General features: G+C 61.3%; 23 protein-coding genes and 1 pseudogene. 13 read left to right on the plus strand and 11 right to left on the minus strand.

Going from position 1 to position 25,415, the window contains the following annotated elements:
- Window positions 1-2: 2 nt before the first annotated feature.
- The 4 genes from F6S08_RS24165 to deoC form a co-directional block, all read right to left on the minus strand.
- The gene (locus F6S08_RS24165) at window positions 3-1,331 is read right to left on the minus strand and encodes an ATP-binding protein (RefSeq protein ID WP_065927545.1); all 1,329 of its coding nucleotides are present in this window, start codon (window positions 1,329-1,331) and stop codon (window positions 3-5) included.
- A gap of 12 nt (window positions 1,332-1,343) precedes the next feature.
- On the minus strand, window positions 1,344-1,955 hold the full coding sequence (locus tag F6S08_RS24170) for a chemotaxis protein CheC (protein ID WP_315872424.1): 612 nt from the start codon (window positions 1,953-1,955) through the stop codon (window positions 1,344-1,346).
- On the minus strand, window positions 1,955-2,314 hold the full coding sequence (locus tag F6S08_RS24175; protein ID WP_065927544.1) for a response regulator: 360 nt from the start codon (window positions 2,312-2,314) through the stop codon (window positions 1,955-1,957). Before F6S08_RS24175 ends, F6S08_RS24170 begins: the two co-directional genes overlap by 1 nt.
- A gap of 189 nt (window positions 2,315-2,503) precedes the next feature.
- Window positions 2,504-3,187 carry a deoxyribose-phosphate aldolase gene (deoC, locus tag F6S08_RS24180; protein ID WP_315872425.1) on the minus strand — a complete coding sequence of 228 codons (684 nt, stop codon included), beginning with the start codon at window positions 3,185-3,187 and terminating at the stop codon, window positions 2,504-2,506.
- A 128-nt stretch (window positions 3,188-3,315) separates the two neighbouring features.
- On the opposite strand from deoC, the gene deoR reads away from it, so the two are divergent.
- Window positions 3,316-4,074 (plus strand): DNA-binding transcriptional repressor DeoR, encoded by a 759-nt coding sequence (gene deoR, locus F6S08_RS24185; RefSeq protein WP_065927542.1) that lies wholly within the window; start codon window positions 3,316-3,318, stop codon window positions 4,072-4,074.
- Here the strand turns inward: deoR and F6S08_RS24190 are convergent.
- From F6S08_RS24190 to F6S08_RS31560, 5 genes and pseudogenes are all read right to left on the minus strand, one after another.
- Entirely contained in the window at window positions 4,071-5,117 is a 1,047-nt protein-coding gene (locus F6S08_RS24190; RefSeq protein WP_315872426.1) for an aldose 1-epimerase family protein, read from the minus strand. The genes deoR and F6S08_RS24190 overlap by 4 nt on opposite strands.
- The gene (gene fucP / locus F6S08_RS24195; protein ID WP_315872427.1) at window positions 5,114-6,445 is read right to left on the minus strand and encodes an L-fucose:H+ symporter permease; all 1,332 of its coding nucleotides are present in this window, start codon (window positions 6,443-6,445) and stop codon (window positions 5,114-5,116) included. The genes F6S08_RS24190 and fucP overlap by 4 nt, the downstream gene beginning before the upstream one ends.
- 26 nt (window positions 6,446-6,471) lie before the next feature.
- Window positions 6,472-7,392 (minus strand): ribokinase, encoded by a 921-nt coding sequence (gene rbsK / locus F6S08_RS24200; protein ID WP_315872428.1) that lies wholly within the window; start codon window positions 7,390-7,392, stop codon window positions 6,472-6,474.
- 199 nt (window positions 7,393-7,591) lie between these two features.
- A complete protein-coding gene (locus F6S08_RS31555) occupies window positions 7,592-8,455 on the minus strand; it encodes a methyl-accepting chemotaxis protein (RefSeq protein WP_371263379.1) in 864 nt (287 codons plus the stop codon).
- Window positions 8,450-9,205: pseudogene (locus F6S08_RS31560) on the minus strand (MCP four helix bundle domain-containing protein); the annotation flags it as partial. The gene F6S08_RS31555 and the pseudogene F6S08_RS31560, both read right to left, overlap by 6 nt.
- Window positions 9,206-9,341: 136 nt before the next feature.
- Between F6S08_RS31560 and F6S08_RS24210 the strand changes: the two are divergent.
- Both F6S08_RS24210 and F6S08_RS24215 read left to right on the plus strand, forming a co-directional pair.
- A complete protein-coding gene (locus F6S08_RS24210) occupies window positions 9,342-10,550 on the plus strand; it encodes a multidrug effflux MFS transporter (RefSeq protein WP_065946997.1) in 1,209 nt (402 codons plus the stop codon).
- A 100-nt stretch (window positions 10,551-10,650) separates the two neighbouring features.
- On the plus strand, window positions 10,651-11,508 hold the full coding sequence (locus tag F6S08_RS24215) for an SDR family oxidoreductase (RefSeq protein WP_137212316.1): 858 nt from the start codon (window positions 10,651-10,653) through the stop codon (window positions 11,506-11,508).
- Window positions 11,509-11,665: 157 nt separating this feature from the next.
- Here the strand turns inward: F6S08_RS24215 and xerC are convergent, their stop codons facing one another.
- Window positions 11,666-12,580 (minus strand): tyrosine recombinase XerC, encoded by a 915-nt coding sequence (gene xerC / locus F6S08_RS24220; RefSeq protein ID WP_027605855.1) that lies wholly within the window; start codon window positions 12,578-12,580, stop codon window positions 11,666-11,668.
- Between the two features lie 108 nt (window positions 12,581-12,688).
- Window positions 12,689-13,501 (minus strand): M949_RS01915 family surface polysaccharide biosynthesis protein, encoded by an 813-nt coding sequence (locus F6S08_RS24225; RefSeq protein WP_315872429.1) that lies wholly within the window; start codon window positions 13,499-13,501, stop codon window positions 12,689-12,691.
- A gap of 400 nt (window positions 13,502-13,901) precedes the next feature.
- Between F6S08_RS24225 and arnC the strand changes: the two genes are divergently transcribed.
- The 10 genes from arnC (at window position 13,902) to F6S08_RS24275 (ending at window position 25,414) form a co-directional block, all read left to right on the plus strand.
- Window positions 13,902-14,939 (plus strand): undecaprenyl-phosphate 4-deoxy-4-formamido-L-arabinose transferase, encoded by a 1,038-nt coding sequence (gene arnC / locus F6S08_RS24230; protein ID WP_065927534.1) that lies wholly within the window; start codon window positions 13,902-13,904, stop codon window positions 14,937-14,939.
- Entirely contained in the window at window positions 14,936-16,927 is a 1,992-nt protein-coding gene (gene arnA / locus F6S08_RS24235) for a bifunctional UDP-4-amino-4-deoxy-L-arabinose formyltransferase/UDP-glucuronic acid oxidase ArnA (protein ID WP_092484314.1), read from the plus strand. Before arnC ends, arnA begins: the two co-directional genes overlap by 4 nt.
- Window positions 16,927-17,811, plus strand: a complete 885-nt coding sequence (gene arnD / locus F6S08_RS24240; protein ID WP_065946993.1) for a 4-deoxy-4-formamido-L-arabinose-phosphoundecaprenol deformylase — start codon at window positions 16,927-16,929, stop codon at window positions 17,809-17,811. Before arnA ends, arnD begins: the two co-directional genes overlap by 1 nt.
- Window positions 17,808-19,463 (plus strand): lipid IV(A) 4-amino-4-deoxy-L-arabinosyltransferase, encoded by a 1,656-nt coding sequence (arnT, locus tag F6S08_RS24245; RefSeq protein ID WP_315872430.1) that lies wholly within the window; start codon window positions 17,808-17,810, stop codon window positions 19,461-19,463. The genes arnD and arnT overlap by 4 nt, the downstream gene beginning before the upstream one ends.
- The gene (gene arnE / locus F6S08_RS24250) at window positions 19,460-19,807 is read left to right on the plus strand and encodes a 4-amino-4-deoxy-L-arabinose-phosphoundecaprenol flippase subunit ArnE (RefSeq protein ID WP_065927530.1); all 348 of its coding nucleotides are present in this window, start codon (window positions 19,460-19,462) and stop codon (window positions 19,805-19,807) included. The genes arnT and arnE overlap by 4 nt, the downstream gene beginning before the upstream one ends.
- On the plus strand, window positions 19,804-20,217 hold the full coding sequence (gene arnF, locus F6S08_RS24255; RefSeq protein WP_315872431.1) for a 4-amino-4-deoxy-L-arabinose-phosphoundecaprenol flippase subunit ArnF: 414 nt from the start codon (window positions 19,804-19,806) through the stop codon (window positions 20,215-20,217). Before arnE ends, arnF begins: the two co-directional genes overlap by 4 nt.
- Window positions 20,214-21,593, plus strand: a complete 1,380-nt coding sequence (locus tag F6S08_RS24260; RefSeq protein WP_065927528.1) for a UDP-glucose dehydrogenase family protein — start codon at window positions 20,214-20,216, stop codon at window positions 21,591-21,593. Before arnF ends, F6S08_RS24260 begins: the two co-directional genes overlap by 4 nt.
- Before the next feature lie 3 nt (window positions 21,594-21,596).
- Window positions 21,597-23,219, plus strand: a complete 1,623-nt coding sequence (locus F6S08_RS24265) for an ArnT family glycosyltransferase (protein WP_315872432.1) — start codon at window positions 21,597-21,599, stop codon at window positions 23,217-23,219.
- 239 nt (window positions 23,220-23,458) lie between these two features.
- Complete coding sequence (locus tag F6S08_RS24270) at window positions 23,459-24,169, plus strand: HPP family protein (RefSeq protein WP_065927526.1); 711 nt, start codon at window positions 23,459-23,461, stop codon at window positions 24,167-24,169.
- 141 nt (window positions 24,170-24,310) lie between these two features.
- On the plus strand, window positions 24,311-25,414 hold the full coding sequence (locus F6S08_RS24275) for an enoyl-CoA hydratase/isomerase family protein (RefSeq protein ID WP_065927525.1): 1,104 nt from the start codon (window positions 24,311-24,313) through the stop codon (window positions 25,412-25,414).
- Window position 25,415 lies beyond the last annotated feature (1 nt).

Genomic DNA, 25,415 nt, shown 5'->3' on the forward strand with positions numbered 1-25,415 from the left:
GATCAGCGTCCTTCAACGGCGCAGGTAGAGACAGCCTCAATTACCGGCTGGCGTAAGGGTAACCAGACGCGGAAGCGACTCCCCCTGCCCGGCTCACTGTCGACGGTGAGGCGTCCATGGTGCTTGACCATGATGCTGTACGACAACGACAGGCCAAGGCCCGACCCCATGCCCACCGGCTTGGTTGTGAAGAACGGTTCGAATATCCGGTTCTGGATTTCAAGGGGAATGCCATGGCCGTTGTCGGCGATTTCGACGAAGACTCCACCGTCCTCCCTGCCGCTGCTGATGGTGATTTCGCCGTCGGCGCCCACGGCATGGCTTGCATTGATGAGCAAGTTCAGGAAGACCTGGTTGATCTGTGAACCCATGCATTCGATGGGCTCGACATCGCCGTAGCACTTGATCACCTGAGCCTTGAACTTGATCTCGTTCCAGATAACGTTGAGGGTACTGTCGAGCCCCTTGTGCAGGTCGGCCAACTGCCATTCGTAACTGTCGACGTGGGAGAACTCGCGCAGGTCCTTGACGATGCGAGTGACCCGGTCAAGGCCGTCGACCGACTCGGCCAGCAGGTCGTCGATGTCCTGGCGCATGAAGGTGTAATCCATCTTGTCCCGCATCACCGCAAGCTCGGGATGAGCGCTGGCATGCCTGTCGTCGGTCGCCTGCTCATGGGCTTCGAGCAGCGCGAAGATGTCCACCAGGTAACGACGCAGGCTGTTGACGTTGGAGCCGACAAACCCGATCGGGTTATTGATCTCGTGGGCCACGCCTGCAGCAAGTTGCCCTATCGCCGCCATTTTCTCGGACTGCAGCAACTGCGCCTGTGCGTCTTCGAGCCGCGCGATCAGCAGCGCCTGGGCGCCCTTCTCTTCTTCCAGCAACTTGTTAAGGTGCGTCAGCTCAAGTTGACGGGCAGCGGTATCGGTCGTGTCACTGATGGCCAGGCCCACGCCAAGATTGCTGCCATCGGCGTCTTGCACCGGGAAAAAGGTGCAGTTCTGATACATGTGCCGGACCATGCCACTGATGGGCCGGGTACTCTCGAAATTGAACAGGTGCGGCCGCTGCTGCCATGACGTGAACGCAAAGTTTTGCAGGGTGATGACGCTGTTGATCTTCTGCCGGGTCCAGGCCTCCGGCAGCTCCGGAAAGGCTTCGAACAACGTACGGCCGACCAGTTCTTCCGCGCTGCGGCCACTGTTGATGGACATGAAATGGTTAGAGAACAGCACCTTGCAGTCCTGGTCGACCAGCAATACGCCCATGTTAATGGCCTTGAGCATCGACTCAAGGGTTTCCCGGGAAATTGCCTTGATGTCTGTCATGAAGAGATCCCTTCAAAGTTCGTCCAGCAAACGATCGATGGCCCGAACGACAACGCCTGCCGTACGTTCAGTGATGCAGATCAACAAGTCGCAGGAGAACTGATGAGCCTGAACCTCGAAACGGATTTCCAGCACCATCGCCAGGTGTTCATTCAGGTTCAATTCCTCCAGTGCATTCGCCGCATGTTCGGTGTGGACGAGAATGGACGGTGCGTCATAACTCACCTGAGTCGCCACCTGCCGTGCCAGGCCACTGATGCAGGCGCCGGTCAGGATGTTGGTGACATCAAGCATCAACTCGTGCTGCTGCTCCAGGCCGCTGCCCTTGTAGCCCAGCAGTTCGGCCAGTTCATCGGCCCCCTTGGAGCCAAAGCACACGAACACTTCGCCGCGTAGCTCACCCAGAAAAGACTGGCGGGTGACGATCATGAAGCTCCGACGCAGATGCTCCGGAATCAACAGGTGATTCTGTTCCCGGATCAGCGGGTGAATAAAGGGAACCGAAAGCGTCACCATGGTATCGGTCAGCAGCGCCAGTCGCTCGGCCGCCTGTCCCATGGCGATGTTCATCAGTTCCTGCAGGGCATCACGTTGGTCTTCGGTGAGTGCGGCCAAGGTTTCCATCAAAGCACTCCTATGACGTGCAAGGCATTGACTACAGCTTCAGCCGTAACCGGCTTGGCTACAAAGGCAGCAGCGCCCAGGTCGAATACCCGTTGCCTGGCCAGGGGTTGGATGTCTGCACTGATCACCACGACGACCACGTTGGCGTCTTCGCGCTTGAGTGCCTCCAGGGTCTGGAAGCCATCCATGACGGGCATGGTGAGGTCGAGAAAAAGCAGGTCGACCAAACCGGCGTGGTAAGCCTCCATCACCTCGGCACCGTTGCAGGCCTGGCGAACATCTTCGGTCAGTGATTCCGGCAGGGAACGCAAGACCATCTTGCGGGACATGGATGAATCATCGGCGATTAGAACTTTCATGGTGCACTCCACAGGTATGAAGTGTCCTGCGGCCTCGGCCGAGGCCGGAGAAATCAAGACTTCATTGAATCTTCCAATCACTCTAGCGTGACATATAGCAAAGAGCCATGAAGAAATCCGGATAGTGCTCTAATGATTTGCGCAGCCTGTAGGGATTTCCCTACAGGCTGCCAGGCGCCGGCCCGAAACTCAGTAACCACTGGCCGCCGTCATCGCCCCGCCGACAATCGCAATCCCCGAACTGCTGCCCAAGCGCGTCGCCCCGGCTTCAATCATTTTCAGTGCCGTCGGATAATCGCGCACGCCCCCGGACGCCTTGACCCCAACCGCGGCGCCCACGGTTTTACGCATCAGGGCCACGTCTTCGGCGGTGGCACCGCTTCGGCTGAACCCCGTGGAGGTCTTGACGAACGCCACACCCAGGTCCCGGCAGATTTCGCAGGCCTGGACTTTCTCTTCGTCGTCCAGCAGGCAGGTTTCCAGGATGACCTTCAACGGCACGGCGCCGCAGGCCTTGTGGACCAAGGCAATGTCTTCGCGCACTGCCTCCAGCAAACCGTCCTTCAACCAGCCGATATTGAGCACCATGTCGATCTCCCCTGCCCCGGCGGCAATCGCCCGTTCGGCTTCGAAGGCCTTGGTGTCACTCAGGCCGGCGCCCAGGGGAAAGCCCACCACGGCACAAATCACCACGCTGTCGTCGGCCAGGCAGGAAGCGGCGTAAGGCACGTGCCCTGAGTTCAGGCACACCGAATAAAAACCGTGCTCCCGGGCTTCCTCGCACAAAGTGCGAATCTGCTCGCGGGAGGCGTCGGGCGCCAGCAAGGTGTGATCGATGTACTTGGCCAATGCTGCGGGTTGAAGAGTGTTCATTTAACGTGCCCTTGCCTGTATGTTGCGAATGGTCGTGTGCCGCTTGTCACAGCACCCACACTAATGCGTTATAATAATAACATTAAATGTTACTTATCTAACACAAACAATCAAGCCCTGGAATACTCGTGGACAGTAGAAAAGCCGAGCGACTCAAGCTTATCCAACAAGCCTTGCAGGACCAGAACGCCATTCACCTGAGGGAAATGGCGGCGCTGCTGGAGGTTTCGGAGATGACCCTGCGCCGCGATCTCAACCACTTCAGTGATCACCTGCGCCTGCTGGGTGGCTACATCACCCGGGTCGGCAGCGAGGTCAGCGATTACCGGGTTGCCGAGCAGGACACCCGCCACGTCGAGGAAAAGCGCCGCATCGGCAAACTCGCCGCGCGCCTGATCCAGCCCGGTGACACGGTGTTTTTCGACTGCGGTACCACCTCGCCGTTTGTGATCGACTTCATCCCCGACGACTTGGAGTTCACGGCGGTGTGCAGCTCGTTGAACGTGCTGCTCAAGCTGCATAACAAGCCCAACTGCCACATCGTGTTGTGCGGCGGCACCTTCCATCGCAAGAACCAGGTGTTTGAAAACAGTGCCGAAAGCAGCATCCTCGACAGCGTGCGCCTGACATGGGCCTTCGTGACTGCCGCCGGCGTCAGCCAGGCATTCGGCGTGACGTGCTTCAACTTCAATGAAGTCGAGGTCAAGCAAAAGGTCATGCGCCAGGCCCAGCAACGTGTGTTGCTCGCCGACTTCAGCAAGTTCGACACGGTGCGCACCGCTCACTTCGCTGCCCTGCAAGACTTTCAGTACGTGGTCAGCGACAAGAAAATCCCCCGCAGCTACAAGGACGCCATCCAGGCCCACGGCGCGCAATTGCTGGTTTAACCCAGCAACCGCTGGCGTTCCTGCGCGCTCAGGTAGCCGGTGGTGACACTGAACGAAGCGCTGGCTCCCGCCGCCAGCAGACGCACGTGGCCTTTGGCTTTCTCGGCGTTATAGCCCTCGGGTTCGCACGTCGATGGCAGCACGAACGCCGCCACTTGCTGATCCGGCGTGTGCAGGATCCAGCGTGCGGCGTGGGCGAATTGTTCGGGGCGATAGCGGGTGTAGAACGCCGCGCCATCGGGATGATCCAGCAGGAAGTGGGCCTGGCCGGTGGCGTCTGTGCCGACGCCGTCGAAGAAAAACACGATTTCAGGGTCGTACAACCCCGGCTGATCGAGACAGGCCAATTGCCCGGGTTGTTCGGCCAGTTGCGCCATGTAGGCACTCCAGTCCGGCGTCGGCTTGACGTGGTCCGGAATACTGGTGCGCAGGCGCAGGCGCTGCATGCCCCATGGCTCTACAAACCGCGCGCCGGCCACAAAGGCGTAGTTCATGTGGGCCATGTACATCAGTTCCATAGGCTTGCCGGCCAGGTTGGTCACGTCCATGTCAATATCGAACACCGCCGAATCGGCGCGCAGGGTCACGCTGGGGCACGCCCGGTAGCGATCGCCGAAGCCCTTGGCATATTGATAACAACCGCCCAGGCGCACAAAGCCCTCGCCGATGTCCAGCCAGGCCGAGTCCATCGGGGCGCAAGGCATTTCGCCGTGCAAGGCGTGGGTGTCATCCGGCGCCGGGCAACCGTTGCGCAGCAGGCCACTGTGAAACATGAAGCAGCCGTAGGTATCGACGACCGTCGGGCTGGGCCGGGGTTGCTCGAACAGGTTGCTCATGGTCAGGTCACAGCCATCGAACATCGCCGACCAGATCATCTGCCCTTGATAAGGCAGCAGCACCAGGCGTCCACGGCTGTTCTCCAGGCTCACGGCCTGTACGCCGGACGGATAGATCCAGGCACTGACCTTGAAATCCTCGGACTGCAACAGGATTCTCTCCTGCTCGGCAAACACCGCTGGATACAGCGGGATCCGCGTATTCATGAGGCCACCGCCGCGGCGGCGCTCGACGGCAACGTGCCGGGTTGGCGCATGCACTTGACCGCGTACATCACGATCACGATAAAACACAGCAACGGCACGCTGTAGGCCAGTTGCATATTGCCGCCGCTGGCGTCGGACAACAGGCCCTGGAAGATCGGAATCACCCCGCCGCCGACGATGCTCATGACCAGCAACGAGCCGCCGACGCCGGTGTCTTCACCCAGGCCATCGATGGTCAGGCCGTAAATGGTCGGCCAGCACGGGCCGAGGAAAATACTCACGCCGACCGCTGCGTACACCGCCGAAATATTCGGCACCAGAATGGTGTAGGCCAGCAGCACAATGCACAGCACACCGTAGATCGCCAGGACCTTGGCCGGATGCAGGCGGCGCATCAACAGGTTGGCGATCATCTTGCCGACAAAGTAGGCGGCAAAGGTGGTCAGCAAAAACCATGAGGCGCTGCGTTCATTCATTCCGCCCATTTGCATCGCCAGGCGAATGGTAAAACTCCACACGCCGACCTGGGCGCCCACGTAGAGAAACTGCGCCAATACGCCAAAGGTAAAGCGCGGGTTACGCCACAGCCGGCCCAGGCTGTGGCGCAGGCTGCCAGGCCTGCTGTCAGCCGGCTTATTGCCCTTGCAGGCAGGGAACCGAGTGATCGCGACCAGGATAAACATCAGCACCAGCACGGCGATCATCCACTTGTAGGGCAACAGCGTGGACTGGATCATCTGCAACTGCTGCACGGCGGCCTCGGAGGCGCTCATCCGGGTCAGTTGTTCCGTGGTCGCGTCGGTGTCCTTGAACATCACGAAACTGCCGACGTACACCCCTGCCATCGCACCGAAGGGGTGGAACGTCTGCGAGATGTTCAAGCGCCGCGTCCCGGTTTCCCTGGGCCCCATCAGGGTCGAGTAGGTGTTGCAGGCGGTTTCCAGGAACGACAGGCCGGCCGCAATCACAAACAGCGCCAGCAGGAACATGCCGTACTTGGCCGTCGACGCCGCCGGGAAAAACAGCAGGCAGCCGAACATGTACAGCAGCAACCCGATCAGGATCGTGCTCTTGTAGCTGAAGCGGCGCACCACCATTGCCGCCGGAATCGCCACGAAAAAGTAGCCCAGGTAAAACGCCGACTGCACAAAGGCGGTCTGGAAATCACTGAGCAAAAACGCTTTCTTGAAGTGTGCGATCAGCACGTCATTCATGCTTGCCGCCGCCGCCCACAGCGCAAAGATGCTGCACAGCAGGATAAAAGCGAACCAGGGCGTGCGGTTCAGGTAGAAACCATCGGGTGTCTGTTGCAGCGCAGGTTTGTTCATTATTGTTCTCCGGGCTGGTTTGGGGGTTACGGCTGTTGCAGGAAACGGGCGAACGCCTCGCTGTCGGGATATGACGTCTGGGTGCCCAGGGCCATGACCGAGCAGGCGGAATACGCCACGGCCTGTTCCATGGCCTGCCGGATACCGCCGTCGCGGCTCCAGTGCTGGATGAAGCAACCGATAAAGGCATCGCCGGCGCCCGTGGTGTCCCGTGCCACGACCTTTCGGCCCGGCACCCGGAATTCGCCCTCCTCTCCCACGTACAACGCACCGTGTTCACCGAGGGTGACGATCACGTGGCGAATGCCGCTGGCCACCAGCGTGCGCGCGGCGCGTTGGGCGGCGTCCGGCGAGTCCACGACCTGGCCGCTGATCAACGCCAGTTCCGATTCATTGGGGATCAGGAAATCCAGCTGTGCCAGGTGCTCCCCGCTCAGGCCGGCCAGGGCCGGTGCCGGGTTGAGCAGCACCGCGATGCCGTGCCGGTGCGCAAATTCGATGGCGTAGTAGACCGTCTCCAGATTGATCTCCAACTGCAGCACGATCAGGGTGCACTCGCGCAGGTCGGCGGCCGCCGCGTCGATGTCCGCCGGCAACAAATGCGCATTGGCGCCTTTGACGATCAGAATGCTGTTGTGGGAGTCGGCTCGCACAAAAATCGGCGCGACACCGCTGGAAACCCCAGGCACCCGCTGCACATGACGGGTGTCGATACCAAAACGCTGGAAGTTGGCCAGGGTGTTGTCGGCAAACATGTCGTCGCCGACCTTGCTCAACATCAGCACCTGCGCCCCAAGCTTGGCGGCCGCCACCGCCTGGTTCGCCCCCTTGCCGCCACACCCGAGGGCAAAACCAGGCGCTTCCAGGGTTTCGCCCTGGGCCGGCATGCGGTCGATGTAGGTGATCAAATCCACCATATTGCTGCCGATGACTGCGATCTTGCTCATTGCTATTCCACCTTGTTGCAACACGACCAGGCAGGTCGTGGTGCTCTTGTTTTGTTATTTAAATAACATTAGGTGTGAATATTCAATCTTTTTTTGCGGTGCCCGGTCAACGAGCCCTGCGGGTGGGCCGGTGGACCGGGCAAAAAAAACCGACCCACAGGGGGCCGGTCCATAAAGCGTGTATCAGGTCTGTGCGGTGTTACAGGCTGAAGCGATCCACGGATTGCGACAACTTGCCGGCCAACCCGGCCAGTTCATCGGTGGTCGAGGCGGTTTCGCCGATGATGCGGCTGTTGTTTTCCGACATCCCCGCAATCATCTCCACCTGGTGGGAGATTTCGTTGCTGGCCAAACTCTGTTCACCGATGGTGCGCGAGATGTCGTTCACCAACTCGGTGGTATTCAGGGTGGCCTGCAGAATATCGCGGATCGCTCGCTCCACCTCGGCAGTCACCGCCATGCCTTTATCCACTTGGGTGACGCCCTCCTCCATGCTGGTCACCGCTTCCCGGGTGTTCTGCTGGATACGCCCGACCATGCTGGCAATTTCCTGGGTCGAGGCGCTGGTGCGGCCCGCCAGGCTGCGCACTTCATCGGCGACCACCGCAAAGCCGCGTCCCTGTTCGCCGGCGCGGGCGGCTTCAATCGCGGCGTTCAGGGCCAACAGGTTGGTTTGGTCAGCGATGCCCTTGATCACTTGGATAATGCTGAAGATCGCCTCGGACTCCTTGTCCAGCGTACGAATGACCTGGGCCGATTGCTGCGCTGAGCGGGCAATGCCATCCATATCCTTCACCACCTGATGGATCACCCGGCCGCCGTCCTTGGCCAGGGCTTCGGCCTGGTTGGCCATGTCCAGGGCGCGTCCGGCATGCCGGGTGATTTCCTCGATACTGGCGGTCATTTCACTGGCCGCGGCCGCCATGGTGCTGGCGGCCGCACTTTGCTGCTGGCTGCTGCCGGCGACGTCATGGCAGCCCTGGCTCAAGCGTTCGCTCATGCCATTGACGCCGTGGGCATTGCTGCGCACCACCTCGATCATGCCGCGTAGATCTCGCTGCATGATGGCGAGGTTGCGGATCAATGAGCTGGCTTCGTCCTTGCGCTTGGGTTCGACGATCGGCTCGCTCAAGTTGCCACGAGCGATACTCGCAGCAATGCGGCTGGCGGTCTGCAGTGGCCCCATGATGCTCAAGATGACCCAGCGGCCCTGAGCCAGGAGCAACAGCAGGCTCGCGATCAGTACCGCGCCCAAGGTCAAATTGGCGTGGCTGATGGTCTGCCGCGTACTGGCGCTGGTCTGCTGGGTATGACTTTCGATCAGCTCGCTCAATGCGGCCATTTGATCTTCCAGCTGGGAAAACGCCTTGTTGAAGGTGTCCAGTTCCCCGCGAGCGGCCTCAGGATTCTCCAGTGCCAGCGCGACGATGCGCTCGCCGGCACTGATATAGGTGTCCAGGCTGGGTCTGATTTTTTCCAGGCCGCTTTTGATCGTGGCATCCAGCGGCAACTTGAGGTTGTCCCCCAGTACCTGACGGAAATGCTCGGCGTGTTCCTTCAACGAGGTGTTGACCTCATCCTTGCTGCTGGTGCTTTTGCCCAACCCCACGAGCATCGCGGACAGCACGTCGGCACGCAGTGCGTCGTGCATCATGTCGGCTTCCATATGGTTGCGCAGGACCGTCATGCTCACCTCGCTATCCTGTACGGCCTCGCTCATCCGAACATTCCCCAGGTAGCCGGCCAGGCTCATGACCAGAGCCGTGAGCAACCCAGTGGCAATCAACAGCATCAAGCGTAATTTGATCGTCATGCTGACATCCCCATACCCAACCGTCGAAGCAACGTTCTTACCGTTATCGGCATCAATCCCTGTTAGTGAAGCCCAAGTTTGCGGATCTGCGCGGATCCCTTAAGCTGATCGGCTTTTGCGCTGCCGGAAACCGCCCATGTCCCGAAGTATTGCCCACCTTGCGTTACTGCTGGGGTTGATCACCGCCGTCGGCCCGTTCGCCATCGACATCTACCTGCCCGCCCTGCCTACCCTGGGCGCCAGCCTGCACGCCTCGCCGGCGGCGGTACAGATGAGCCTCACGGTGTTCTTCATGGTCATTGGGGTGTGCCAGCTGTTCTACGGCCCGATCAGCGATGTGTTCGGGCGCAAGCCGCCGATTTACGCCGGTCTGCTGATCTTTGCGGTGGGCAGCGTCGGCTGCGCGCTGGCGCCCACCATTGAAGTGCTGATCGGCTTTCGTGCCGTGCAGGCCTTCGGCGCCTGTGCCGGGATGGTCATTCCCCGGGCGATCGTGCGTGACCTGTACACCGGCCATGAAGCCGCGCGGCTGATGGCCTTGCTGATGCTGGTGATGAGTGTGTCGCCGATTCTCGCGCCACTGGCCGGCAGCCTGGTGATTTCGTTGTGGAGTTGGCGCGAAGTGTTCGCCGTGCTCGCGGTGGTAGCCGTGCTGTGCCTGGTGATGACAATTGTGCAGCTGCCCGAAACCCATCCCGCCGAGCGCCGGCTGGGCAAGACCTTGGGCACGGCGTTCAGCAGCTACGGCGCACTGCTGCGTGACCCGGTCTTCATCGGTTTGTCGGTGGTGTGCGGGTTCGGGCTGGCGACGTTCTTCGTGTTTATCGGCAGTGCGCCCTTCGTGTATATCGAATACTTCGGCCTCACGCCTACCCAGTTCAGCCTGTGTTTCGCCCTGAACGCCGCGTCGTTTTTTGCCATGAGCCAACTCACTGCACGCTTGAGCGCACGCTTCGGCCTGGCGCCACTGATTCGTTGGTCGGTGGTCGCCGTAGCCGCCGTTATGGTGCTGCTGGCCGCGACCACGCTGTGGGTAGACAGCCTAGCCTTGATGATGGCGTTGCTGTTTATCGGCTTCGGTTTCCTCGGCCTGTTGTTGCCGGCGGCGGGCGTGTTATCCCTGGAAGATCATGGTGCTGTGGCGGGATCTGCCTCCGCGCTGTTGGGGGCCATCCAGATGATCACCGCTGCCGTGTCCATGACCCTGGTCGGAGTGTTTGCCGACCACACGCCGGCGCCGATGCTCATCGGTATCGCGCTGTGTGCGCTCGCGGCGATGTTCACCACGCTGTGGACCTTGCGCCGCCTGCCGGCGCACCTGGCGAGCGCCCCGCCCCACGGCTGACCTATACCGCTCGTCGGGCCTGGCCGGCATCCATTACAACTATCGCCGGCCATGAAACTACTAATCCCATAGCACCGCTCGAAACCTATGGAGATTGGAAATGACTGACTACCCTCGCCCGCCCTTCGCCCCTCAAGCGCAAAACGTGCCCGGTACCCAGCGCAAAATGGACCCGTACCCGGACTGCGGGGAACAGAGTTACAAGGGCTCCGGCCGGTTGGCCAACAAAATCGCCTTGATCACCGGTGCCGACAGCGGCATCGGCCGTGCGGTGGCCATCGCCTTTGCCCGTGAAGGCGCTGACGTCGCCATCGCCTACCTGGACGAACACGAAGACGCCAAGGAAACCGCGCGCTGGGTTGAGGAAGCGGGCCGCCAATGCCTGTTGCTGCCGGGTGACATTGCGCAAAAAGCCACCTGCCAGGCGCTGGTCGACAAGACCGTGGAACAGTTCGGGCGCATCGACGTGCTGGTGAATAACGCTGCGTTCCAGATGACCCACGAAACGCTCGAAGAGATCGAGGATGAGGAATGGGTCAAGACCTTCGATATCAACATCACCGCGATGTTTCGCCTCTGCAAGGCTGCGCTGCCGCATATGAAGGCCGGCAGTTCGATCATCAACACCAGCTCGGTGAACTCCGACATGCCCAAGCCGACCCTGCTGGCCTATGCCGCCACCAAGGGCGCAATCGCCAACTTCACCGGCGGCTTGGCGCAATTACTCGGCAGCAAGGGCATCCGCGTCAACAGCGTCGCGCCCGGCCCGATCTGGACGCCGTTGATCGTGGCGACCATGACTGATGAAGACGTGCAGAACTTCGGCAGCGAAACCCCGCTGGGCCGCCCCGGCCAACCGGTGGAAGTGGCGCCGATTTATGTGCTGCTGGCATCGGACGAGGCCAGCTACATCTCGGGTTCGCGTTATGCGGTCACCGGTGGCAAACCCATTCTCTAAACCCACCGATCAATTAAGCGTACTTGCCTTTTGTAGGAGCGAGCTTGCTCGCGAAAAACGTCAACGGTAACGCGTGCATTCTGGATAAATGCGGTGCCTGTGAGCTCTTCGCGAGCAAGCTCGCTCCTACAGGGCCTAGTAATATCGCGCTGATCGCCTATAAATCGAACCGGTCCACCGCCCGCCTCCGCTCATTGTCGTCACGCACGTCATAGCTGGCGGTGGTCTGGATATTGGTATGGTGCGCCAGCTTCTGTGCAATCGACAGGTCATGCTCCTCGATCACCCGCGTGATGAACGAGCGGCGAAAATCGTGGGGCATGATCTTCACCCCGACCTGCTCACCCCGTTGGCGCGCGATGTAGTAAATCGCGTGCTTGGTGATACGTTCGCGGGTGATATGGCTGCCCCTTCGTATGCGGTTGAACAGGAAGCTGTCGTCCTGCTCGCCTTCCTTGAGCTGTTCGCGCCTGAACGCCAACCAGGCCTGCAACTTGGCGAAAGCCCAGTCCGGTGCATACTTGACCAGCTCCTTGTTGCCCTTGCCGATTACGCGCAAGCTGCGTTCATCGAAGTTGATCTGCGCCAGGTCGAGGTTGACCGACTCGGACTTGCGCATGCCCGAGCCATACAGGATGCCGATGACCGCTGCATCACGCAGGCCTTGGGGGCGAGGGTCGGCGGCGCAGACTTCCATCATTTCCCGGATCAACGTGCGCCGCAGATTGCGGCCCTGGCCCAGGCGCGTGCCGGGCGTGGCCTTGACCGTACGCATTTTCAGGAGATGTTCCTGGCTGATCAGGCTCATGCGCCAGGCTTCATTCATCACCCCGCGCACGGCATTCACGTACAGGGATGAGGTATTCGGCGCGTAGCCGTCTTCGCGCAACGCTGCGACCAGGGCGATGACATGTTCAGGTTGCAGCAGGTGCCAGTCGATGTCTTCGAGGTTGATGTCTTCGAAGCCCAGGCGGTCGGCGGCGTCCTGCAGCACGTAGCGCATGGTCAGTTGGCTGGAGGGGGCCAGGCGGGTGAGGTAGAGGGTCAACGGGTTACGGATAGACTCGGTCAAGGTAGATCAGCCTTTGGATTAAATACCTCGAACAACTCATTGTTTAATCGAGGTATTTAGTGAATTGGCGAAGACCGAGTCTAACCCAGGAAAAGCCCTGGCACAAAATCACGGTGCCGTGTCTTCATCCTCGGTGGGCGCCTGGGGCTGGGTCTGGGCCTGACTCCATTCGGCATCCTGCTTCTGCATCAGTGCGAACCAGTGCTGACGCATAAAGGTCAGGTAAGCGTCCGGCGCCTTGGCAAAGTCCTTCTCATCGCCATAGCAACCCGGCAACGGCAACTCCGTGCCCTGCTCCTTGTACTGGCTGACCAGCGCCTGCTGCCCGGCCACGCTACAATCCTTGGGCAGCGGCATGCCACGCAGGGCCCCGGCCTCTTCATCCCACCAGGCTGCGCCGACCCGGTCGACCCCGCGCAGGCGGTACTTCTGCGACTTGCCGACATGCATGATCAGCTTGAATTCGTTGGGGCTGACATCGCTGGTGCAGGAGCGCGAATAGCCCACGGTGGCCTGGGTGACGCCATCGCCGGTGAGGTCGGTGACCTTGGTCGCGGCCCTGTCGAAGCGCAGCGCCGCATCGAATTGGCAATGCTGCACGTCGTCGTAGAGCATCCACATGCGCTTGGGACGGTCACCGTCGATCAGGTATTGGGCCGCATAGACAAACGCCGACTGGGTACCGTCATCCTCGCGTTCACTGACCTGCTCGGAGAGCACCAGCAGGTTCTTGCCCTGGCGGTCGTCCCAGGTATAGGCGGCGACCTGCCTGCCGCGCACTTCAACACCCTCAGGCACTTGGGCGAGCGCGGTGAGCGCCACGCCATCATCTGCCCGTACGGCGCTGACGCAGGCCGCCGTCATCAACAATCCGATCAAAACGGGCCGCCATTGGCCGCTTATACGCTGCACGCTATTCATCCGAGTACCCTGGCAAGAGATGGCTTACTTTACCGGCACTTGAAGCGCATTGCAGAGAAGATTCTTCAATTAAGACCAAGGGCTGGCGGATTAAAGCGCCTCACCTGCAGACAACGCCTATTCAGCCTGCGGGCCTTACCCTGCCATACCTTAGTTGCGTAGCTGAACCCTAGCTGTCTACCTGTCAAATAAACGAGTTTTTCATCTGCCTTTCATATCTGTTGCACATTTTTGCGCTTAATCTTGAACGTGAAACTTCAGAGCGAGTCCCACAACACCAGCTAACCTGTTGATTAAACTTCAACTTTTGCGCCGTTTTTTACCTGCGAGCCCTACGTTTGCCCAATGATCACTGCTGTTTTTACGCTCCAAGTTGCTCTAGCCCCGAGGTCATGAATCTTTGAAACCCTACCCTATTCATTGCGTGTCGATCGTTATCCCGGTCTACAACGAACAAGAAAGCCTGCCTGAACTGCTGCGTCGCACCACCGCCGCCTGCAAGCAACTGGCCTACGAATACGAAATCATCCTGGTGGATGACGGTAGCCGTGACAACTCCGCCCAATTGCTCGAAGACGCCGCCGCGCAAGACGGCAGCAACGTGGTGGCGGTGATCCTCAATCGCAACTACGGGCAGCATGCGGCGATCATGGCCGGTTTCGAGCAGTGCCGGGGCGAAGTGGTGATTACCCTCGATGCCGACCTGCAGAACCCTCCCGAAGAAATCCCGCGCCTGGTGGAACAGGCCGCCCTGGGCTACGACGTGGTCGCCACGGTACGCAACAATCGCCAGGACTCGGCCTTTCGCCGCTGGCCTTCGCGCCTGATCAACCTCGCCGTGCAACGCTCCACCGGCGTCGCCATGAGCGACTACGGCTGCATGTTGCGCGCTTACCGGCGCACCATCGTCGACGCCATGCTCGCCTGCCGCGAGCGCAGCACCTTCATCCCGATCCTGGCCAACGGCTTTGCCCGTCATACCACCGAGATCCTGGTGCACCACGCCGAGCGTGAACACGGCGAATCCAAATACAGCGCCATGCGCCTGATCAGCCTGATGTTCGACCTGCTGACCTGCATGACCACCACCCCGCTGCGCCTGCTGTCCATCGTCGGCTTCAGCCTCGCGGGCCTGGGCGTGCTGTTCGCCTTCGCGCTGATCATCCTGCGCCTGGCCTTCGGTGCCCAATGGGCCGGCGATGGCATGTTTGTACTGTTCGCGGTGCTGTTCGTGTTCACCGGCGGCCAGTTCATCGGCATGGGCCTGCTGGGTGAATACCTGGGGCGCATGTACAGCGACGTGCGTGCGCGCCCCCGCTTCTTTATTGAAAAAGTGCTGCGCAACCAACCGGCAGCACCGGCACCCGTGGTCGTCGTCGACGGCCTGGTGTCTTCCCATTCCACCACTACTTTTCCTTCCGATCAGGTTTCGTCATGAATTCAAAAGCCGTTGTCTTCGCTTACCACGATATTGGCTGTGCGGGCATTGAAGCCCTGCTGACTGCCGGCTACGACATTGCCGCCGTGTTCACCCATGCCGACGACCCCAAGGAAAACAATTTCTACGCTTCCGTCGCCCAACTCTGCGCGCGCAACGGCATCCCGGTACACGCGCCGGAAGACGCCAACCACCCGCTGTGGATCGAGCGTATTGCCAAGCTGAACCCGGAATACATCTTCTCCTTTTACTACCGCAACCTGCTGAGCGAGCCGCTGCTGGCCACCGCCAGCAAAGGTGCGTTCAACCTGCACGGCTCGCTGCTGCCTAAATACCGTGGCCGCGCACCGGCCAACTGGGTGCTGGTCAACGGCGAAACCGAAACCGGCGTGACCCTGCACCGCATGGTCAAGCGCGCCGATGCCGGGGCGATCCTGGCCCAGCAAAAAGTCGTGATCGAGCGCACCGACACCGGCCTGACCCTGCACGCCAAGCTGCGTGATGCGGCCACCAGCCTGCTGCGCGACGCCCTGCCGCAACTGGCTGCGGGCAAGCTGACGGAAACGGCCCAGGACGAAAGCCAGGCCACCTACTTTGGTCGTCGCACCGCAGCCGACGGCAAGCTGGAGTGGAAAAAACCCGCTGAAGAGCTGTTCAACCTGGTGCGTGCGGTGACTCAACCGTACCCAGGTGCCTTCTGCGCCGTCGGCGAGCACAAGCTCATCGTCTGGCAAGCCGAAGTGGTCAAGGGCAATGAAGGTCTGGCACCGGGCCGTGTGATCAGCGTCAACCCGCTGCGCATCGCCTGCGGCGAAGACTCTCTGGTGGTCAAGTTCGGCCAGCGCAACGACAACGGCCTGTACCTGGCCGGTCCGTCCTTGGCCAACGAACTGGGCCTGGTCGACGGCTCCGTGCTGCGCGGTGCCGAGTCCGGCCGCAAGCCGCGCCGGACCCGCGTGCTGATCCTCGGTGTGAACGGCTTTATCGGTAACCACCTGTCCGAGCGCCTGCTGCGTGACGACCGTTATGAAGTCTACGGCCTGGACATCGGCTCTGACGCCATCGAGCGCCTGCGCAGCCACCCGAACTTTCATTACGTCGAAGGCGACATCAGCATCCACACCGAGTGGATCGAGTACCACATCAAGAAGTGCGACGTGGTCCTGCCACTGGTGGCCATCGCCACACCGATCGAATACACCCGCAACCCGCTGCGCGTGTTCGAGCTGGACTTCGAAGAAAACCTCAAGCTGGTGCGCTACTGCGTCAAGTACAACAAGCGCGTGATCTTCCCGTCGACCTCCGAAGTCTATGGCATGTGCCAAGACCAGTATTTCGACGAAGACACCTCCAACCTGGTGGTCGGCCCGGTCAACAAGCAGCGCTGGATCTACTCGGTCTCCAAGCAACTGCTGGACCGCGTGATCTGGGCCTACGGCGCCAAGGGCCTGAATTTCACCCTGTTCCGTCCGTTCAACTGGATGGGCCCGCGCCTGGACCGCCTGGATTCGGCGCGTATCGGCAGCTCCCGGGCGATCACCCAGCTGATCCTGAACCTGGTGGAAGGTACGCCGATCCGCCTGTTCGACGGTGGCGAGCAGAAGCGTTGCTTCACCGACATCGCCGACGGTATCGAAGCCCTGGCGCGCATCATCGATAACGACAACGATGCCTGCAACGGCCAGATCATCAACATCGGCAACCCGGAAAACGAAGCCAGCATCCGCCAGTTGGGCGAAGAGCTGCTGCGTCAGTTCGAGGCGCACCCGTTGCGCGGTAACTTCCCGCCGTTCGCCGGTTTCCGTGACGTCGAGAGCAAGGCGTTCTACGGCACCGGTTACCAGGACGTGGCCCACCGCAAGCCAAGCATCGAAAACGCCAAGCGCCTGCTGAACTGGGAGCCGACCGTGGAAATGAGTGAAACCATCGGCAACACGCTGGACTTCTTCCTGCGTGAAGCCATGCTCGAAATCGCGGACAAAAAGTAATGAAGGCAGGCTTGCGCATCGACGTCGATACCTACCGCGGCACCCGTGAAGGCGTGCCACGGTTGCTCGAATCCCTGGATGAGGCCGGGGTCAAGGCGACGTTCTTCTTCAGTGTCGGGCCGGACAACATGGGGCGCCACTTGTGGCGCCTGATCCGCCCGCAGTTCCTGTGGAAGATGCTGCGTTCCAACGCGGCCGGCCTGTACGGCTGGGACATCCTGCTGGCCGGCACCGCCTGGCCAGGCAAGCCGATCGGCCGTGACCTGGGGCACTTGATGCGCCAGGCCAAGGCGGCGGGGCATGAAGTCGGCCTGCACGCCTGGGATCACCACGGCTGGCAGGCCAACACCGGGCGTTGGAGCGATGCACAGCTGGTCGAGCAGATTCGACGCGGCGTGGAGACCCTGAGCGACATCCTCGGCGAACCCATCGACTGTTCGGCCGCCGCCGGTTGGCGTGCCGACGAGCGTGTGGTGCAGGCCAAGCAAGGTTTCAACTTCCGCTACAACAGCGATTGCCGGGGTACCAGCCTGTTTCGGCCGACATTGGCCGATGGCAGCGCGGGTACGCCACAAATTCCGGTGGACCTGCCGACCTTCGACGAAGTCGTCGGGCCGGTGGTGGCCGCCAAAGACTTCAACGGCTTCATTCTTGACCGGTTTGCCGAGTCGAAGCTCAACGTCTACACGATCCACGCAGAAGTAGAAGGGATTCTGATGGCCAATGATTTTCGCCAGTTGCTCGCCCAGGCAGGGCAGCGCGGCATCGACTTCAAACCGCTGGGCGACTTGTTGCCTGCGGACCTGACCACCCTGCCCCGGCAACACCTGGTGCGCGGCGCCTTGAGCGGCCGCGAGGGGTGGCTCGGAGTGCAGCAGGCATGATCCGGCGTTGGGCCTTGCCCCTGCTCCTGCTGGCGTTCGGTGTGTTTTACCTGTTGCCGCTGACCACCCACGGCCTGTGGATTCCGGATGAAACCCGCTATGCACAGATCAGCCAGGAAATGCTGCTGACCGGCAAGTGGGCCTCGCCGCACTTCATGGGGATCCGCTATTTCGAAAAACCGGCTGCCGGTTACTGGATGATCGCGCTGGGCCAGGCGATCTTCGGGCAGAACCTGTTTGGCGTGCGCTTCGCCTCGGCGCTGAGCACCGGCTTGAGCATCCTGCTGGTGTACCTGGTGTCGCGCCGGCTGTGGAATGACCCGCAAAAAAGCCTGGTCAGCAGTGTGCTGTACATGAGCTTTGTCAGCGTGGCGGCACTGGGCGGCTATGCCAACCTCGATCCGCAGTTCACGTTCTGGGTCAACCTGACCGGCGTCGCCCTGTGGTTCTGCTTCGACAGCACCACCCGCAACGGCCGCCTGGGATCCTGGGCGCTGCTCGGTTTTGCCTGTGGCATGGGCTTTATGACCAAGGGCTTCCTGGCGTGGCTGTTGCCGGTATTGATCGCCCTGCCCTACGCGATCTGGCAGAAGCGCTTTCGCGAACTGCTCGGCTACGGCCTGGTCGCCGTGGTCGTGGCCATTGTGGTGAGCCTGCCGTGGGCCCTGGCCGTGCACCTGCAAGAGCCGGACTACTGGAACTTCTTCTTTTGGCACGAGCATATCCAGCGCTTTGCCGGCGACGATGCCCAGCATGCGGAACCGTTCTGGTATTACCTGCCGCTGCTGATTGCCTTCTGCCTGCCGTGGGTGGCGCTATTGCCGTCGACCCTGAAACAGGCGTGGCAGGAAAAACGCGCGGCGAAAACCGCCTTCCTGTTGCTGTGGCTGCTGATGCCGCTGGCGTTTTTCAGCCTGGCCAAGGGCAAGTTGCCCTCCTACATCATGCCGTGCCTGTTGCCGCTGGCGTTGTTGATGGGCCATTCCCTGGCCGACAAACTGGCCCAGGCCCGTGGGCGCGTGTTACGCATCAACGGCTGGCTGAACCTGGTCATCGGCGTGCTGGCCTTGCTCGCGCTGACGTGGGTCCAACTGAAAAAACCGGTGTATGAGCACGGCAGTGAAACCCTCAGCCTGGTGCTGGTGTTTATGTTCCTGTTCGGCTGGATCGTCGCCAACCTGCTGCAAGCGTCGCGCCCGCTGCGCTTGTGGGCGGCGCCGGCGATCGGCAGCTGGTTGCTGGTGGCGCTGGTCCCGGCCGCATTGCCCCATTCGGTGGTTTATAACAAGACCCCGGACCAGTTCATCATCGATCACCTCCAGGAGTTGAGCCAGACCAGCGCGTTGCTGAGCAACGACCTCGGCGCGGCCTCCGCCCTGGCATGGCGCGTCAAGCGCCCGGACGTGACCCTCTATAACACCGTCGGCGAAGTGAAATATGGCTTGGCCTTCGACGATGCGGCCCATCACAAGGTCGACACCACACAGGTCCAGCAATGGATGAGCGACGCGCGAAAACACGGCGCGGTCGGTGTGGTGATGCGCGTCAAGGGTGACGACGAACTCGCCGAAGTGGACTTGCTGCCCAAGGACGGCAAGCGCTACGAGCAAGGCAATATCGTGATCCTGGTGTTCCCGCAGGTTGCGCCATGATCACACTGCTCCTGTTATTGGCGGCCTGCCTGCTGACATGCATGGGCCAGGTCTCGCAGAAATTCGCCGTGGAAGGCTGGCGCGGCCAGCCCGACGGTTGGGCGCTGAAACTGCGCTCACCATGGTTGTGGTCGGCCCTGCTGTGCCTGGGTTTTGGTTTGCTGGTGTGGTTGCTGGTGTTGCAGCGCCTGGAAGTCGGCATCGCCTACCCGATGCTCAGCCTCAATTTTGTCCTGGTCACCCTGGTGGCACGCTGTGTATTCAACGAACCCATCGACACACGGCATTGGCTGGGTGTGGTGCTGGTGATTGCCGGTGTGGTGCTGCTGGGGCGCCAGGTATGAGCCGCGTGCGTGGTTTTGCCCTGGCCCTGGGCAGCGTTGGCCTGGTCAGCGCCGCCCAATTGGGCATGCGCTGGAGCATGACGCGCCTGCCCTTACCCACCGAATGGCTGACCGCGTTCAACAGCAACGCCATCGACTTCACCGCGTTGGGCGTAGTAAGCCTGGCGATCCTGGCCTACGCGCTGTCGATGCTCTGCTGGCTCGGCGCCCTCAAGCACCTGCCCCTGGGCCGCGCCTATTCGCTGCTGAGCATCAGCTATGCGCTGGTGTACCTGCTGGCCGCCAGCCTGCCGGTGTTCAACGAACATTTTTCCCTCTCGAAAACCCTGGGGGTGGCGCTTGTCATCCTTGGTGTGCTGGTTATTAACTCTCGCCGTGCTAGCGCTGTAAGCGCCAGGAATGCCCCATGAAAATCAGTGTATTTGGTAGTGGTTACGTCGGTCTGGTGCAGGCCACCGTATTAGCCGAAGTCGGTCACGATGTCATCTGCATGGACGTCGATCAGAACAAGGTCAAGCTCCTGCAGCAAGGCCATGTGAGCATCTTCGAGCCGGGGCTGGCGGCCATGGTCAAGGAAAACCTGGAGAGCGGGCGACTGCATTTCACCTTTGACGAAAAGCTTGCCGTCGAACACGGCGAAGTGCTGTTTATCGCGGTGGGTACACCGTCGGATGAAGACGGCTCGGCGGACCTCAAGTACGTGCTGTCGGTGGGCGATGCGGTGGCCCGCCACCGTATCGACCCGGTGATCCTGGTGGAGAAATCCACCGTCCCGGTGGGCACCGGGGACACCCTGCGCGCCCATATCGAAAAAGCCCTGCACCTGGCCGGCCGGCACCTGGAGTTCGATATCGTCTCCAACCCGGAATTCCTCAAGGAGGGCTCGGCCGTTGCCGACTGCCGCCGCCCGGACCGCATCATCATCGGCTGCGAGCGCGAAGAAGTGCGCGACGTGATGCGCGACCTGTACGCGCCGTTCAACCGCAACCATGACCGCATCATTTTCATGGACCTGCGCAGTGCCGAACTGACCAAATACGCCGCCAACTGCATGCTGGCCACCAAGATCAGCTTTATCAACCAGATCGCCGAGCTGGCCGAACACCTGGGCGCCGATATCGAAGCCGTGCGCCTGGGCATCGGCGCCGACTCGCGCATCGGCTACCACTTTATCTACCCCGGCTGCGGCTACGGCGGCTCGTGCTTCCCCAAGGACATGCGTGCCTTGATCCACAGCGCCAAGCAGGCCAACTGCTCCAGCGACCTGCTGGAAGCCGTGGAAGCCATCAACCAGCGCCAGAAAAGCAAGCTGTTCGAACGTATCAATGCGTTCTTCCAGGGCAACCTGCGCGGCAAGACCTTTGCCCTGTGGGGCCTGGCGTTCAAGCCCAACACCGACGACATGCGCGATGCACCCAGCCGCGTGCTGATGGAAGCCCTGTGGGCCGCCGGCGCCAATGTGCGGGCGTTCGACCCGGAAGCCATGCAGGAAACCCAGCGCATCTACGCTGACGAGGAGCGGCTGATGCTGATGGGCACGCCGGAATCCACGTTGCTCGGCGCCGATGCGCTGATCGTCTGCACCGAATGGCAGCAGTTCAAGGCGCCGGACTTCGAGCTGATCCACCAGCGCCTGAAAACCCCGGTGATCTTCGACGGCCGCAACCTGTATGACGGTGAGCGCCTGGCGCGCAAAGGCTTCCAGTATTACCCGATCGGTCGTGGCGATTCCTGCCAGTTGCCGATCCCCCAACAACAGTGGGTGCCGCAGGTCGTGGAAGCCTGATTCGTGAACAAAGCTCAACCGTCCCTGCTCAGCCCGACGATTCGTCGCCAATCCCTCGGCTTGGGATTGCTGGCGCTGCTGTTGTTCATCGCCGGCAGTTGGCACCAGGCGATTATCGGTTTCGACTCACGCTTCGTGGTATTTGCCCAGGAGATGCTGCGCCATGGGCCGGGTTTTTTTCCCACCACCTACGGGCAGCCGTATGCCGATTACCTGGCCACCTCGACGCTGATGACCTGGCTGTTGTCCCTGCCCCTGGGCCAGGTCACCAGCCTCACGGCCTGGCTGCCCACGTCGATTGCCTCGGCAGTGATCGTCATCCTGGTGTATCGCCTGACGGCGCCCTACTCCCAGCGTTGGGGGCTGCTGAGCATCGCGCTGTTGTTGCTGAGCAGTACCTTCATCAGTGAAACCCGTGCGGTATCCCTCGACCAGATGCTCGCCGCCATCGCCCTGGCGGTGTTCTACCTCGGTTATGCCCATGATCATTTCGGTGCGGGCAGACGCCTGTACTGGCTGTACCTGCTGCTGATCCTCGGCTTTGCGATTCGCGGGCCGATCGGGCTGGTCATTCCCACGGGTGTGCTGTGCAGCTACTACCTGATCAACCGGCAATGGCGCCAACTGTTCAGTTTTGGCCTGCTGGCCCTGGCGCTGCTGGCGGCCTGTGTCGGCCTGCTGTTGCTGATGGCCAAGCTCAGTGGCGGCGAGAGCTTCATGCAGGATGTGATCCGCATGCAGTTCCTGGGGCGCATGGACGGCAGTGAAGGCTCCAGTGGCGCGTTGTATTACTTCACCAGCTCGCTGGGCAACTACGCCCTCGCCTATCCCGTGGCGCTGCTGGTGCTGCTGGCGCTTGCGGTCGGTGGGCGCCGCGTGCCGACGCCGGCGTTGCAACTGGTGCTGTACTGCGCCGCCGCAGGCTTGCTGGTGATGTTGGGCCTGTCGATTCCCCAGGCAAAGAAGGCTCGCTATGTGCTGCCGATGTTGCCGATGGCAGCGATCATTGCGGCGTACCCGTTCCAGGTCACTGAGGGGCGGCTGTTTGCATGGCTACGCGGGCTGATGCTGGGTCTATGGACACTGCTGCCAGGCCTGCTGATCGTCGGGCTGGTATTCGCGCGGCCACGCTATCCGCAGCAGTTGAGCCAGCTGGGGCCGGTGTTCGCCGTTCTCGGCGTGTTGCAAGCCTTGGCATTGCTGGCGTTGTTCAGGGCTCGCCTACGGCCGCTGGGTCCGGCGCTTGCCGCCGTGCTTGCGGTTTGGGCAACCTATATTGCCGTGGTCGAACCGCTCGAACGCAGCGTCTACGACACCCGCACCTTTACCCTGCAAGTGCATGAGCAGGTCAAGCAACAGCGCGCCCCCGTGGTATTGCACGGCTTGGGCAAAGACGCCAAGGCGATCAAATACATGGTCAACCTCGACTGCGACCAGGTGCCGTTGTTTACCCAACAAGCTTCTGACCTGGCACCGCTGCAAGGGCCGGCGTGGCTGGTGATGAGCCAGGCGGATTTCGAAGGGCTCGAAGACCCGCGCTTTGCCTCTATCACGCCTACGTTGAGCGGTGAGTTCGACCGAACCCCCTATGTGCTGCTGCACCTGGCTAAACCTGCCCAACCTTGAGTTGCGTCTGAACCCCAACTGTAAACTCGATGGCCACATGCGGTAGCTATCTACCGCTCCGCCACGCCTTGATAAACTCATTATTTTTGTATTTAACCCTCATTAATATGCATTGGCGCTGCCCTGCCGGGCGCGGCACACTGCGCGGGTTCCTCCCCCAAATGCAGGAACTTTCAAAGGGCTTTTCCGGGCAACCAGACAAGCCTTTTTTTTGCCCGCCGTTTATGGATTTCCTTTCAATGCGCTCTCGCTGGTTTCCCGCTGCTATCAACACCCGCCCCACCGAATGGAGCCGTGCCGCGATTGGCATGGCCTTGGGTACATTCTTCAGTGTGTGGCTCTGTGCCCAGGTCTTCGGCATGGAGGTGGCCCTGCACCTGCTGGGCCCGCTGGGGGCTTCGGCGGTGTTGTTGTTTGCGGTCTCATCCGGTGCGCTGGCACAACCCTGGTCGATCATCGGCAGCTACCTGTGCGCCGGTGTCGTGGCATTGCTGGTGGCCCGCGTCCTTGGGCGCACCCTGGGCGGTGCCTGCCTGGCGGCCGGCATGGCCGTGGTGCTGATGTGCTGGCTGCGGTGCCTGCACCCGCCCGCCGGTGGGCTGGCCATGAGCCTGGTCCTGGCCGACCCTGCCTCCGCCGCCCTGGGCTGGCACGAATTGGGGGCCGTATTACTCGGCGCCGGCGCCTTGCTGGCCTGTGCATTGGCCTACAATAATGCGACGCGAACGCGCTACCCCAAGGGTGCTGTCGAGACGTCGACGACTGTCTTGCCTGACCCCAGGGCCGCCCGCGACCCCGCTATCACGGCCGCCGACTTGAAGCTGGCGCTGGCGGACATGGAGCAATTCTACGACGTGGCCCCGACGGAGCTGGAGCAATTGATCCATGCTGCAGAAACCCACGCTCGGCGCCGCAGCATCGGTGAAGTACTGGCAACCCGCGTGACCTGAACCCGCGCCCGCCACCCTGCATAAATGCAAAAACGACCTGCATGATTTCGGGTTGTACTGTGCAAATTTGCACTGGTACGATCACGGGAGTGTTTGCGCACGACCATCTTGATAAAGAACAATAAAAGCAGGGAGTTACAGATGACTGCTCAGGTTTCAAGCGAAGCAAGCAGCGCCGAGAGGCGTCAGGACGACGTACTGGCCGAAGTACGCAACCATATCGGTCACCTCACCCTCAATCGCCCCGCTGGCTTGAATGCCATCACCCTGGACATGGTCCGCAGCCTGGCGCAACAGCTGCACGCCTGGTCAGACGACCCGCAGGTGCATGCCGTAGTCCTGCGCGGTGCGGGCGAAAAGGCATTTTGTGCCGGCGGCGATATCCGCTCCCTGTATGACAGTTTCAAACGCGGCGACACCCTGCACGAAGACTTCTTCGTCGAGGAATACGCGCTGGACCTGGCCATCCACCATTACCGCAAACCCGTACTGGCCCTGATGGACGGGTTTGTCCTGGGCGGCGGCATGGGCCTGGTGCAGGGTGCTGATTTGCGCGTCGTCACCGAGCGCAGCCGCCTGGCGATGCCGGAGGTGGCGATCGGTTACTTCCCGGACGTCGGTGGCAGCTACTTCCTGCCGCGCATTCCCGGCGAGCTGGGCATTTACCTCGGCGTGACCGGCGTGCAGGTTCGCGCGGCAGACGCCCTGTATTGCGGGTTGGCCAACTGGTACCTGGACAGCGCCAAGCTGGCCAGCCTCGACCAGAAACTCGACAGCCTGCAATGGCATGAATCGCCGCTCAAAGACCTGCAAGGCGTGCTGGCCAAGCTGGCGGTGCAGCGCCTGCCCGACCCGCCGCTGGCCGCATTGCGCCCCGCGATCGACCACTTCTTCGGCCTGCCGGACATTCCGAGCATCGTCGAGCAACTTCAGGAGGTCACTGTCGCCGACAGCCATGAGTGGGCACTGAACACCGTCCACCTGATGCAAACCCGCTCGCCCCTGGCCATGGCCGTGACCCTGGAAATGCTGCGACGCGGCCGGCGCCTGCCGTTGGAGCAGTGCTTTGCCCTGGAGCTGCACCTTGACCGCCAATGGTTCGAACGCGGCGACCTGATCGAAGGGGTCCGTGCGCTGATCATCGACAAGGACAAGAACCCTCGCTGGAACCCGCCGACGCTCCATGGACTGAACAAAAGCCACGTCGACAGCTTCTTCCATCACTTCGAGCAGGTTGCGAAATAAG

It is taken from the genome of Pseudomonas sp. JV449 (assembly GCF_032424295.1).
GTDB classification, from domain to species: Bacteria; Pseudomonadota; Gammaproteobacteria; order Pseudomonadales; family Pseudomonadaceae; genus Aquipseudomonas; species Aquipseudomonas marginalis.